We start from the raw sequence: 11,993 nt of genomic DNA, 5'->3' as shown, positions 1-11,993 counted from the left end.
GTGGACGCCTCGGCGGTGGCGGCCCTGGACGGGGCCGACCCCGATCTGACGCGGGACGGGCTGGACCGGCTGGCGGAGATGCATTTGATCGACGAGGAGGCCACCAACCGCTATGTGATGAGCGACTTGGTGAAGCTCTTCGCCCAGCGCAAGGAGAAGAAGGAAGACCGGGAGGAAGAGAAAAAGGAGCCCTGACCTGCGGTTTCAAGAGTTGTTAGCGGCGCGTTAGCTCAGCGGCAGCAGTGCGGAAGCGCCCCTGGCCAGGATTGGTGTCACACCGAGAGAACGACACCGACCGACCCGGGGGGAACCCGCCATGAACGCCATTGCTCGCCGCACCCGCAGCCTTCGCGTCGCCGCCGCCGTCCTGACCGCCGCGGCAGCGCTGACCCTCACCGCCTGCGGCTCGGACGACGCCTCGGGCACGAAGACCACCGGCAAGGCGGACACGGCGGCGGGCGCCTCGGACAAGGCCGGGAACGACTCGTCCCTCCCCGGCTCGGGCGCGAACGAGCAGGGCGGGTCGGACGAGCAGGGCGGTTCGAGCGCCAAGGGCGGTTCCGTGGCCAAGGGCGGCGGCGGGAAGGGCACGAGCGACAAGTCGGCGTCCGAGAGCGGCAGCAAGGCGGGCAGCGGCTCCAACAGCGGCGGCGCCTCCACCTCCAAGCGCTGCCACACCTCCGAGCTCAGCGGGGCCTTCGCGACGGGCGAGGACGCGGCCCCGGACGAGAACGCCGACGGTGCGACGACCACGAGCATCGTGCTGACCAACAAGGGCAGCCGCACCTGCGTGATCGGCGGCTTCCCCGGCGTGGACCTCACCTCGGAGAACGGCGGCGAGCGCTGGTCGCTGGCCCGCTCGTCGGCCAAGTTCAGCTCGATCACCCTGAACCCCGGCGACAGCACCGACTTCAAGCTCAACGTCCTCATGACCAAGGACGACGAGAACTTCTACCAGCCCGCGCACGTCGAGGTCACCCCGCCCAACGAGACCAGCTCGCTGAACCTGAACTGGCCCTGGGGCACCCTCGTCAAGCAGGACGGCGCCACCCACCCGGGCACCTTCGTCAACCCGATCGGCTGACGCCCCCGACCGCCGCCCCCACCGCCGCCGCCTCCGAACCGAAACTGATTAGCCGTTACGAGCCCGGGTACCCGAAGGCGTACCAGAGCCCGGAACGGCCAAGTCAGCTTCAGTTCGGAGGCGTTATCCATGGGCATGGGATGGTGCATCGGTCTGGTCGCGATCGGCGCGATCCTCACATTCGCCGTCGACTGGCAGATGCAGGGCGTGAACGTCCACCTGGTCGGCCTGATCCTGATGGCGGTGGGCATCATCGGCATCTGCGCCTACGTCAGCATCTTCAAGCGCCGCCGCATGCAGCCCCCGCCCCCGGCGGCCCCCGTGGTCGAAGAAGACCACCGCTACATCCGCTGACCCCCGAGGAACAAGACCCGGCGGCCCCGACATCGCCGGCTCAGTCGGCTCAGTCGTCCAACCCGGCCAGTACCAGCGCGAGCCGGGCCGTGCCGTCGGCGGTGACGCGGACCGGGACGCCCCAGTCCTGCTGGTGGACGTGGCAGGCGGGGTATTCGTTGGCGGGGTCGTCGTCGCAGGAGGCGGCCATGGCGGAGACGTGCAGGACGCCTTCGGTCGCGCCGTCCGCGAGGAGGACGTCACGGCGGAGGTCCGTACCCGGGCCCGAGCCCTCAGCCAGGAGGTCCGGCGGGGTGGAGCTGATGAGAAGGCGGGTCGAGGGACCGTACCTCATGTCGAGTTTCTGGCCCGCCGGGGCCTGGAAGACGACGTCCACGGTGAGCTTGCCCGCGCTCACGTCCGTCGCCGCGCGCTGCGTACGGTGCGCCACGGACTCCACCCGCACCGCCTCCTCGGGCAGCCGCAGCCGCGTCAGCCGGTGCCGCGCGGACTCCACCACGAAGATGTCACCGGAGTCCTCGGCCAGGAACGCGGCCGACGGCTCCCGCAGCTCCGTGGCGAGCGTGCTGACCTCGTCCGTCGCCGGGTCGTAGCGGCGCAGCGCGTGGTTGTACGTGTCCGAGACGGCGACCGAGCCGTCGGGCAGCGCCGTCACGCCCAGCGGGTGCTGGAGCAGCGCCTGCCCGGCGGCCCCGTCCCGGTGCCCGAAGTCGAAGAGGCCGGTTCCCACGGCCGTAAGGACCGTGAAGCCGGTGCCGTCGCCGCCGTCGCCGCCGTCTTCGGAACGCTCCACCCACCGCACCGCGCTCGTCTCCGAGTCCGCGACCCACAGCCGCTCCCCGTCGGCCGACGCCGACAGCCCGGACGGCTGCGCGAACCACGCCTCGGCGGCCGGCCCGTCCACCAGCCCCTCATTGGTGGTGCCGGCCTCGGCCTGTACCGTCCCGGCCGCCGGGTCGTACGACCACAGCTGGTGCACGCCCGCCATCGCGATCCACACCCGGTCCGCGAACCACGCCACGTCCCACGGCGACGACAGGTCCACCTCGCGCGCGCCGCCGCTCGTCGGCGACCCCTGCCACCACTGCCGCCCGGTCCCGGCGACCGTCGTGACCTGGCCGCTCTCCGGGTCGTACGCGCGCAGGGCGTGGTTGACGGTGTCGGCGACGATCACCCGCCCGTCCGGCAGCAGCGCCAGCCCCTGCGGCTCGCTGAACCGCGCAGCCTCCGGCCCGCCGTCCACGAGCCCCCGCCCGCCCGTCCCGATCCGCCGCACCACGGTCTCGCCGTCCGCCGCCAGCTCCACGAGCGCGTGCCGCGTCGAGTCCGTGACCAGCAGGTTTCCGCCGGGCAACGCCAGCGCCTTGCCGGGGAAGCGCAGATCGGTCGCGACCGGCTCCGGGGCCACGTACGGGCCGTCGCCGCGCCGCAGCGTCCCGCGCTCCCCGTGCACGGCCTCCAGCTCCGCCACCAGCTTCTCGATGGCATGGGCGTGGCCCTCGCCGGCGTGCTGGGCGACGACGTACCCCTCGGGGTCGATGACGACGAGCGTGGGCCAGGCCCGTACGGCGTACTGCTTCCAGGTGGCGAGCTCGGGGTCGTCGAGCACCGGGTGGTGCACCTCGTACCGCTCCACCGCGTCGACGACCGCCTGGTGCTCCGCCTCGTGCACGAACTTCGGCGAGTGCACGCCGATGATCACGACGGTGTCGCGGTGCTTCTCCTCCAGCTCCCGCAGCTCGTCCAGAACGTGCAGGCAGTTCACGCAGCAGAACGTCCAAAAATCCAAGATGACGATGCGTCCTCGCAGGTCAGCGAGGGTGAGCGGGTTGCCGCCGGTGTTGAGCCAACCGCCCTTGCCGGTGAGTTCGGGGGCGCGGACGCGTGCACGTGAAGCCATGCTCCCATCCAACATCACGCGCCCCCGCGCGCATTCCTGCGGCCGCCGGGGGAACCTGTCTGCCATGAAATACCAGGTGCGTGAACGCATGCTCGCCATCGGCGACGACTACTGGATCACCGACGAGCACGGCGAGAAGGCCTTCCTCGTGGACGGGAAGGCGCTGCGGCTGCGCGAGACGTTCGAGCTGAAGGCCGCGCACGGCCCGGTACTCGCCGTGATCCACAAGAAGATGTTCGCCTTCCGCGACACCATGGAGATCGACCGGGACGGCGAGACCCTCGCGACCGTCAAGAAGAAGCGCTTCTCGCCGCTGCGCGACCACTACCGCGTCGAGCTCTCGGACGGCACGGAGCTGGACGTGTCGGGGGACATCCTCGACAAGGAGTACGGCATCGAGTACGACGGCGAGCTCCTCGCCCACATCTCACGGAAGTGGTTCCGGCTCCGGGAGACCTACGCCGTGAACGTCGTACGCGAGGACGCGGACCCGGCGCTGCTCATCGCGGTGGCGGTGTGCGTGGACCGCCTCGCGGAGCATGAGCACGAGGAGCATGAGCACGGGCACTGAAGCCGGCGGCTCTTGCGCCTCAGACCGGTCTAGAAGTCGATCTCATCGCGAAAATTGATACACGCCTCGATTTTCGCGATGTGCTTCCCCCCGGCCGCATCGGCGGAACCCGTGAGGAAAAGCATGCGATGCCGGTCCCATTTGTCGACGATGTCGTCAAGAGTGCAAACGACAGGGATGGTGCTCTCGAAAACAGGCTCCTTGAGCGACAGGCTCAGACCGGTGAGCAGCATACGGCGCCGGAACTCCGTCAGCTCGACCCTGGGCAGCTTGGCGAGAGCCGGGTGGCTCTCCGTGGCGTAGGCGAAGGACATCGACAGCAGGACGTGGAAGTTCACCAGTTCGGCGAGGAGCGACGCGTGCAGCAGCGGCCGGTGGGGCGCGCGCTCGCCGACGTCCGAGGGCATGTCCACCTCATAGGAACCGTGGTACCGGCCGTCGTCGCCCAGGCTGGCGTCCACCGCCCTCCAGGGCGTATCGCACCACGCTGCGGACTGTTCCCTCATGACGTCGGTGATGCTCGACGGCGGTACGGCAGCGGCAGCGGAAGCAGCAGCCATGCGATGTTCAGCTCCCTGGGTAGTTTCCAGGAGGCCGGTATTCCATGGGAAATCCGAGGATTAACGCCCGGATCCAAATATCACCCTATTGGCGCTCGGGGCTCAGCGTCCCAGTACCCGGTCCTTCAGCGCCGGGAACTCCTCCCGCGTCTTCGCCACCCGCGCCATGTCCAGGTCCACGGTCAGCACCTCTTCCCCCGCCCCCGCCTCGGCGAGCACCTCGCCCCACGGGTCGACGACGACGCTGTACCCGGCCTGCTCCACCCCGGCGTGCGTGCCGGCCGTGCCGCAGGCCAGTACGTACGCCTGGTTCTCGACGGCGCGGGCGCGGGCGAGGAGGGACCAGTGGGCGCGGCGGCGGGCCGGCCAGCCCGCCGGGACGACGAGGGTCTGCGCGCCCGCGTCCACCAGGGCCCGGAACAGCTCCGGGAAGCGCAGGTCGTAGCAGGTCGCGACGCCGACCCTGGTGTCGGGCAGGCCCACGGTGACGAGCTCGTCGCCCGCGCTCATCAGCACGGCCTCGCCCTTGTCGAAGCCGAAGCGGTGGATCTTGCGGTACGTACGGACGAGTTCGCCGTCCGGGGAGAAGATCAGAGAGGTGTTGTAGAGGGGACCGTCCGGGTCCCGCTCGACGATCGAGCCGGCGTGCAGCCAGACCCCCGCGTCCAGCGCGGCCGTCGACATGGCCTCGGCCGTCGGGCCGTCCAGCGGCTCGGCCTCGTCGGCGAACGAGTCGAAGGCGAAAGCGCCCACCGGCCAGAGCTCGGGGAGGACCACCAGGTCGCTGCCGCGCTGCTCTCGTACGAGTGAACCGGCACGCACCCGACGGGATTCAACCGTTTCGTCCGGGTCTACCTCGATCTGGATGAGAGAGGCGCGCACACTACCACCGCCTAATAATTCGAGCCGTCGATCCGGGCCTACGATCAGAGACGAAAGCACTGCCGGGGTGCTCCTGCGCAGCGTAACTTAACTGCACAACAGCACCCAGACCGCGTACGAACCGCCCGAGGGGTTCCGTGACCGTCCACCCAAGCCTTCAGACCTCCATCGACGCCTGGACCCATTCCATCGAAGCGATATCGGAGTTGGTGACACCGCTCGTCGAGAGCGAGTGGAACCGGGCCACCGAGTGCCCCGGCTGGTCCGTGCGCGACATCGTCTCGCACGTCATCGGCATCGAGTGCGAGATGCTCGGCGACCCGCGCCCCATCCACACCCTGCCGCGCGATCTCTACCACGTCACCGACGAGTTCTCGCGCTACATCGAGGTCCAGGTCGACGTGCGGCGCTGCCACACCTCGCCGGAGATGACCTCCGAGCTGGAGTACACGCTCATCCGCCGTTCGCGGCAGCTGCGCAACGAGACGCGCGACCCGCAGACCCCGATCCGCTGGCCGCTCGGCAGTTCCACCGAGCAGACCCTCGAACGGGCCCTGAAGGTCCGCGCCTTCGACGTCTGGGTGCACGAGCAGGACCTGCGCCGCGCGCTGGGCGCACCGGGCAACCTCGACTCCGCGGGCGCCCAGCTCACCCGCGACTTCCTGCTGCGCGCCCTGCCCAAGGTCGTCGCGAACGACGCGGGCGCGCCGCCCGGTTCGGCGGTCGTCTTCGATGTGCACGGCCCGCTGGAGTTCATGCGGACGGTGCGGGTCGACGCGGAGGGCAAGGGCACCATCGACGGCAGCGTGTCGCTGGGGCCGACGGCGACGCTGGTCCTGGACTGGGAGACGTATCTGCGGCTCGCGTGCGGTCGGGTCCGGCCGGAGGCGGTGAGCGACCAGCTGAAGATCGAGGGGGACCGGTCGCTGGCGGAGGCGATCTTGCGGGAGTTCGCCGTCACTCCGTGACACTCCGTTCGTGTGCCGGGCCGACATGCCCGTACACCTGCCGGATCACGCCGGTACGTGCACCGTCTCCACCCTCGACGCCAGTACGCGCTCCTTCTCGCGGCGGTGGGCGCGGGCCCGTAGCCGCAGGATCTGGGAGAGTCCCAGCGCCTCCAGGACGAAGACCGACGCGAACGCGGTCCGGTAGCTGTTGCCGGACGCGTCGAGCAGCACGCCCACCGCGAGCAGCGTCGTCATCGACGCGATGAAGCCGCCCATGTTCACGATGCCGGAGGCAGTGCCCTGCCGCTCCGGCGGATTGGCCGGGCGCGCGAAGTCGAAGCCGATCATCGAGGCCGGGCCGCACGCGCCGAGTACGACGCACAACACGACGAGCAGCCACATCGGCGCGGGGCCGGCGCCGGGCCAGAAGATCGTCACGGCCCAGAGTGTGGCGGTGGCCGCGACGGTGCCGAGGGCGAGCGGCAGCCTGGCGCCGTGGTGGCGGCCGATGACCTGCCCGTAGACGAGGCCGACGGCCATGTTGGAGAGGACGACCAGCGTCAGCAGCTCGCCGGCCGCGCCGCGCGAGAGCCCCTGCGCCTCCACCAGGAACGGCATCCCCCACAGCAGCAGGAAGACCATCGCCGGGAACTGCGTCGTGAAGTGCACCCACATCCCGATCCGGGTGCCGGGTTCCCGCCAGGCCAGGGCGATCTGGCGGCATACGAAGCCCTTGCCGAGGTGGGGGTGGGGCGCGGGCTCGTACCCCTCGGGGTGGTCCTTGAGGAAGACCAGCAGCAGGGCGAGGACGGCGACGCCCGCCAGCGCGCTGCCCGCGAACGTCCGCTCCCAGCCGGCGCTGTGCAGCAGCCGGGCCAGCAGCATCGTCGAGACGAGGTTGCCGGCCATTCCGAAGAGCGCGGCGACCTGCGCGATCATCGGGCCGCGGCGGGCGGGGAACCACCGGGAGCCGAGCCGCAGCACGCTGATGAAGGTCATCGCGTCGCCGGAGCCGAGCAGGGCACGGGAGGCCAGCGCCATCCCGTACGAGTGCGAGAACGCGAACCCGAACTGGCCGACGGTGAACAGCACCACGCCCAGGGCCAGGACCTTCTTGGTCCCGAGCCGGTCGACCATCAGCCCCACGGGTATCTGCATGCCCGCGTAGACCAGGAGTTGCAGGATCGAGAAGGTGGAGAGGGCAGACGCGTTGATGTGGAACCGCTCGGCGGCGTCGATGCCCGCGACGCCCAGGCTCGTACGGAAGATGATCGCGACGAAGTAGACGCCGACGCCGAGTCCCCAGACGCCCAGTGCCCGCCGACCGCCCGGCGGGTCACCGGGCAGTCCTATGGACCCGCCCATGGACCCGCCGCCGGCGCCGGTACTCGCTCCGCTCATCGCACATCCCCCTGCGCCAGATTTCGCACCCAGCTCACGTGGTGGTGCACGGCCTCCGTGGCCGCCGCCTCGTCCCCGGCGCGCAGCGCGTCGAGGATCTCCGTGTGCTCGGTGATGTTCTTGGCGATCCGGTCCGGGTGCGCGTGCATCAGGGCGACGCCCATCCGCAACTGCCGGTCGCGCAGCTGGTCGTAGAGGCGCGAGAGGATCTGATTGCCCGCGCTGCGCACGATCTCGGCGTGGAAGGCCCGGTCGCTGACGGAGAGCGCCGCGAGGTCCCCGGTCTCGGTCTGCCGCCGCATGTCGGCGAGCAGTTCGGTGAGCCGGTCGATGAGCCCGGCGGGCGCGGGTACGGCCTTGGCCACCGCGAACTTCTCGACGAGCAGCCGCGTCTCCACCACGTCGGAGATCTCCTGCGCGGATACGGCCAGGACCAGCGCGCCCTTCTTCGGATAGAGCTTGATCAGCCCCTCGACCTCCAGCCGCAGCAGCGCTTCGCGTACGGGCGTACGCGACACCCCGACCGCCTCCGCGAGGTCCCCCTCGGTGAGCAGCGTGCCCCCTTCGTACCGGCGGTCGAGCACGGCTTCCTTGACGTGCGCGTAGACGCGCTCGGCGGCGGGGGGCGGTTTGGGGGACGAAAGGGGGGTGGTGGGGGTGTGAGCTGGCGCGGGGGCCGGGGCGGGTGACATGCGCACAGCATAGATACATCAGGTATGCATAAAGGAGCCCCTGTCCACCATGCGGATGGTCGACTGATGCGCACATGCCAAACAAGGGGTATGGGAGAGGGGATGAGAGAGGGACATCGGGCGGGAACGGCAAGGCCCTGACCCCCTTCCTCTTTCGGGGCGGCGTGGGAAACGCTGTCGGGGAAGGACCTTGGAGGGAGCCACTTCATGACCACTGACCCGATTGCCCAGCCGGTCGCCGAGGACGGCTGGTACGTGGACGACCGCTGTACGAACTGCGACGTAGTCCGGCAGGTAGCCCCCGACCTGTTCATCGAGGGCGCCGACGGCCGTTCGGAACTCGACCACCAGCCGCGCGACGAACACGAGTTGGCGCAACTGCACGCCGCCGCGTACGCCTGCCACACCCGCTCCATCCGCCACCCGTCGCTGCGGCTGGACCCGGCCCTGGACCCGTACCCGATGGAGCTCGACGACGGCCTCTACTTCTGCGGCCACAACTCCACGCACACGGCCGCCGCCAACGCCTACCTGCTGAAGCGGCCGTCCGGCCAGGTCCTGATGGTCGACACCCCGCGCTGGAACGCCGAACTCGCCACGCGTTACGAGTCCCTGGGCCCCATCACCGACGTCCTCCTCACCCACCGCGACCACGTCGCCCACGGCCGCCGCTACGCCGACCGCTACGGCGCCCGCCTCTGGATCCACGAGGGCGACCTGGACGCCGCGCCGGACGCCGACCAGGTGCTACGGGGCCTGGACCCGGTCGAGGTCGCGGACGGCGTGATCGCCCACCCCCTGCCGGGCCACACCGAGGGCAGCGTCCTGTACGTGGCCGACGAGCGCTACTGCTTCAGCGGCGACAGCTTCTACTGGTCCCGCACGACGGGCGACATCGAGGTCGCCGAGAACGTCACCTGGTACTCCATCGAAGTCCTCGCCGCCTCCCTCGCCCGCACCGCCGACCACCTCCGCTTCGAATGGCTCCTCCCCGGCCACGGCGACCGCCGCCACCTCCCGACCGATGAAATGTCCCGCCGCATGCGCGACTTGGCCGTACGGACACAGAAACTGCGCCCGAGGCCGGTGGACTTCACGGTTCACCGTTGGTGAGGTGACGGAACGGGAACACTCCAGCTGGTCAGATCCTCGATGAATTCGCTATAGGAACGATTCGAGCCGATCGGATCAGCTAGGAGTCCGTTCCGCAAAGCGTGGGAGACGATCTCAGGCCCGTCGCTCTCCCGAAAACGCGGGCGGTTGAATTCGGCTTCGAGGTCCTTCTTGGGGGTCTGCCGCCGCCCCGTATCCCGGCCTCTCCATTGCTCGGGAACCTTCCACGATGTCCTGTAGAGCGGAAACGCGTCGGGAAAGAGCAGGAGCCAGGCCTCGGATTAGACCGCAGCAAGAGCGTAGACGGACGAGGACGACGCGGCCGCCCGGGAAAGCGCATCGGAGACGGTTCGGCGTGCCGTGTCGTACGCCGGTCCGACGCAGGCGTCCATGTCCTCGTGGACCGCGATGCCCACGAACTCGCCCGCCTTGCACTTCGCCTTGCCACGAGCCTTCCTCACCAACGTGCCGGCAGCTGTGTCCAGCTCGACACCCGACTTCTTCCGCAACCGCACTGGATCGGTAATTTCGGTGAGGGTGACAGCATCTGCGAGGTCGGGGTGGGCCGACTTGATGAGGGCGGCGAGTATGCGGCGATCATTGGAACTTTCTCCCGCGAGAACGACGATGCCCTTGCCCGATCCCCTGTTTATGCCTCTGCGGGTCACAGCTCGTCCTCCGTCAGGTCCCCGCCGAGCACACCGGAGAACCACAACTCGCCGAGCGGCTGGTCACCCGTCTCCGCGACGATGGCCTCGACGTCTTCCGTGGAGAGCGCGGGAATGGTCGAGGCGCCTTCCTCGTCGCGGTCGCACACGATGAACTCCTGCGGCATCAGGCGGTCGACGAGCGAGGGCGAGTGGGTCGCCACGATCAGCTGGGTCCGTTCGGATGCCTCCCGCAGCCGCTCCACGATGAGCTCAAGGGCTTGCGGGTGCAGGCCGTGATCGATCTCTTCCACACAGGTGAGCGCCGGCGGGGACGGGTCGTAGAGCATGGCCAGCAAGCCCAGGAGACGCACGGTTCCGAATGAGGCGTCGGCAAGCGGGGTGGTGCGTCGCAGGCCCCGTTCGTGGAGGACGACCGCGAGACGATCGGCATACCCCCCGACCTGTTCGAACTCGATCGCCTCCAATTGCGGCAGTATGCGGCGCGCGTCCTTCGTCAGGTGTTCCCACCGCTCCTCGTCAGCGCTGAGCTGAACCAAGAACGCGGCCAGGTTCTCCGCGTGTGACTCCAGGCGACCGGCCAGAGTGGAACGCGAACGCGTCGGCTGACGGGCAGCGGCGACGTCTACGTCGAACACTCGAAACGACGAAAGGCGTTCAGCGACCCGGGTTACCTCCTCCCCGCCGTCCGAACGCCCCAGCCGGGGCAAGGTCGACAGTCCGCTGCTCAGACGTTGGATGCCGAAGCTGCCGCCGTCGGAATCCCGGCCCGCTTTCCTGTCGACCACACGGGCCTCCCCACCCGAGATCGTGATGCGGCGCCCCCGTCCCTGGGTTCGCTTGAATGCGAAACTCTCCTGGCGCGACAAGGTGTACGAGTCGGGGTTGTTCGGGAGAGAACGCCTGCGAATGGTCAACGAATACTCATCCGGAGCTCTCAGGCTCGCATGAGTCGTCCAGGTGGCCTTGAGGTGGATCTTCATTGACGTCGGCGGCCGGACACCGCCCCAGAAGCCCACTTCGTCGAAGCCGCCGCGCTCGTCGAGTGCGGGCTGGAGGTCGGTTCGGATGATCGAGGCCAGAAAATCGAAGACCTTCAGGACGTTCGACTTACCCACCCCATTCGGCCCTACGAGCACAGTGAGCGGGCCGAGCGGGATGGTCACGTCACGCAGGCTGCGGAAGTTCTCGACGTGGAGTTCCAGGAGACGGCCGGGCATGGGGTGAACCTATCGGGTGAGTGATCGCGACGCAGGCAAGCGGATGAAATGCCATACCCACGGGCTGCGTCTCCCCTCCCGCCGAGTTGGGCTCCGGACCTCGCGCTCAGGCCCGGCGATCTTCTCCCCGCTCGCCGTGCCGCTCGTCTCCCCGCTCCCCCGCGTTCCCCGTGGGTGAAGTGCGGGAGCGGAGGCGGCCGAGGAGGGTGGTGCCTGCGATGACCAGGCCGATGGCTATGACTTTGCTCGCCTGGTAGTAGCCGGACGCCGGGTTGTCTGCGGTTCCGGGCAGTTGGAAGAAGGACCAGGCCGCCGCCGCGATGCCGAGGAGGACGAGGACGATGGCCCCCAAGGGACCGAGCCCCCACCACCAAGGGCTTGCGTCGTGGTGGTCCTCGGGCTGGGCCGGCTGATCAGAGTGATCGCGTTCGTCGTGGGGCATGGTGGGCCTCCTGGCAGGGGCAGGGGAGGGGGGAGGGGCGAGAGCGAGGGCTTTGGCCCGGGTTGGTGCGCTGCCTGGCGGGTGGGTGCGTGGCCGAGGTTAAGACCTGGCTGATGCCGCGATGAGGTGGGGGTGGGGATGGGGTGGGGCGGATGT

The 11,993-nt window shown here is 69.3% G+C and carries 14 protein-coding genes; 6 read left to right on the top strand and 8 right to left on the bottom strand.

Annotation, left to right across the window (positions count from 1 at the left end):
* From ACFU99_RS16485 to ACFU99_RS16475, 3 genes are all read left to right on the top strand, one after another.
* Nucleotides 1–195: hypothetical protein (locus ACFU99_RS16485; protein WP_384391890.1), on the top strand; the 195-nt coding region annotated here is incomplete at its 5' end.
* Between the two features lie 121 nt (nt 196–316).
* Entirely contained in the window at nt 317–1,084 is a 768-nt protein-coding gene (locus tag ACFU99_RS16480) for a DUF4232 domain-containing protein (protein ID WP_384391887.1), read from the top strand.
* 129 nt (nt 1,085–1,213) lie between these two features.
* Nucleotides 1,214–1,438 (top strand): DUF6458 family protein, encoded by a 225-nt coding sequence (locus ACFU99_RS16475; RefSeq protein WP_384391884.1) that lies wholly within the window; start codon nt 1,214–1,216, stop codon nt 1,436–1,438.
* Nucleotides 1,439–1,487: 49 nt separating this feature from the next.
* Here the strand turns inward: ACFU99_RS16475 and ACFU99_RS16470 are convergent, their stop codons facing one another.
* Nucleotides 1,488–3,338: an NHL domain-containing thioredoxin family protein gene (locus ACFU99_RS16470; RefSeq protein WP_384391881.1), complete on the bottom strand. Its 1,851-nt coding sequence runs from the start codon at nt 3,336–3,338 to the stop codon at nt 1,488–1,490.
* Between the two features lie 64 nt (nt 3,339–3,402).
* Between ACFU99_RS16470 and ACFU99_RS16465 the strand changes: the two genes are divergently transcribed.
* The gene (locus ACFU99_RS16465; protein WP_384391878.1) at nt 3,403–3,909 is read left to right on the top strand and encodes an LURP-one-related/scramblase family protein; all 507 of its coding nucleotides are present in this window, start codon (nt 3,403–3,405) and stop codon (nt 3,907–3,909) included.
* 29 nt (nt 3,910–3,938) lie between these two features.
* Here the strand turns inward: ACFU99_RS16465 and ACFU99_RS16460 are convergent, their stop codons facing one another.
* Entirely contained in the window at nt 3,939–4,370 is a 432-nt protein-coding gene (locus ACFU99_RS16460) for a hypothetical protein (RefSeq protein ID WP_384391876.1), read from the bottom strand.
* A 201-nt stretch (nt 4,371–4,571) separates the two neighbouring features.
* Complete coding sequence (locus tag ACFU99_RS16455; protein ID WP_384391873.1) at nt 4,572–5,351, bottom strand: carbon-nitrogen family hydrolase; 780 nt, start codon at nt 5,349–5,351, stop codon at nt 4,572–4,574.
* 137 nt (nt 5,352–5,488) lie between these two features.
* Between ACFU99_RS16455 and ACFU99_RS16450 the strand changes: the two genes are divergently transcribed.
* A complete protein-coding gene (locus tag ACFU99_RS16450) occupies nt 5,489–6,319 on the top strand; it encodes a maleylpyruvate isomerase family mycothiol-dependent enzyme (protein ID WP_384391870.1) in 831 nt (276 codons plus the stop codon).
* A gap of 45 nt (nt 6,320–6,364) precedes the next feature.
* Here the strand turns inward: ACFU99_RS16450 and ACFU99_RS16445 are convergent, their stop codons facing one another.
* Together ACFU99_RS16445 and ACFU99_RS16440 are read right to left on the bottom strand one after the other, a co-directional pair.
* Nucleotides 6,365–7,702, bottom strand: coding sequence for a nitrate/nitrite transporter (locus tag ACFU99_RS16445; RefSeq protein WP_384391868.1), 1,338 nt, complete (start codon nt 7,700–7,702; stop codon nt 6,365–6,367).
* Nucleotides 7,699–8,394, bottom strand: coding sequence for a GntR family transcriptional regulator (locus tag ACFU99_RS16440; RefSeq protein ID WP_384391865.1), 696 nt, complete (start codon nt 8,392–8,394; stop codon nt 7,699–7,701). Before ACFU99_RS16440 ends, ACFU99_RS16445 begins: the two co-directional genes overlap by 4 nt.
* Nucleotides 8,395–8,601: 207 nt before the next feature.
* Between ACFU99_RS16440 and ACFU99_RS16435 the strand changes: the two genes are divergently transcribed.
* Nucleotides 8,602–9,507 carry a 4Fe-4S domain-containing protein gene (locus ACFU99_RS16435; RefSeq protein ID WP_384391863.1) on the top strand — a complete coding sequence of 302 codons (906 nt, stop codon included), beginning with the start codon at nt 8,602–8,604 and terminating at the stop codon, nt 9,505–9,507.
* A 281-nt stretch (nt 9,508–9,788) separates the two neighbouring features.
* On the opposite strand, the gene ACFU99_RS16430 is transcribed toward ACFU99_RS16435, so the two are convergent.
* From ACFU99_RS16430 to ACFU99_RS16420, 3 genes are all read right to left on the bottom strand, one after another.
* A complete protein-coding gene (locus ACFU99_RS16430; protein ID WP_384391860.1) occupies nt 9,789–10,175 on the bottom strand; it encodes a hypothetical protein in 387 nt (128 codons plus the stop codon).
* Nucleotides 10,172–11,395 (bottom strand): AAA family ATPase, encoded by a 1,224-nt coding sequence (locus tag ACFU99_RS16425; protein WP_384391857.1) that lies wholly within the window; start codon nt 11,393–11,395, stop codon nt 10,172–10,174. Before ACFU99_RS16425 ends, ACFU99_RS16430 begins: the two co-directional genes overlap by 4 nt.
* A gap of 106 nt (nt 11,396–11,501) precedes the next feature.
* Nucleotides 11,502–11,837, bottom strand: a complete 336-nt coding sequence (locus tag ACFU99_RS16420) for an AtpZ/AtpI family protein (RefSeq protein ID WP_384391853.1) — start codon at nt 11,835–11,837, stop codon at nt 11,502–11,504.
* Nucleotides 11,838–11,993: the final 156 nt, after the last annotated feature.

Source organism: Streptomyces sp. NPDC057654, assembly GCF_042800135.1.
Classification (GTDB): domain Bacteria; phylum Actinomycetota; class Actinomycetes; order Streptomycetales; family Streptomycetaceae; genus Streptomyces.
This window is presented reverse-complemented; position numbering and strand designations above follow the sequence as displayed.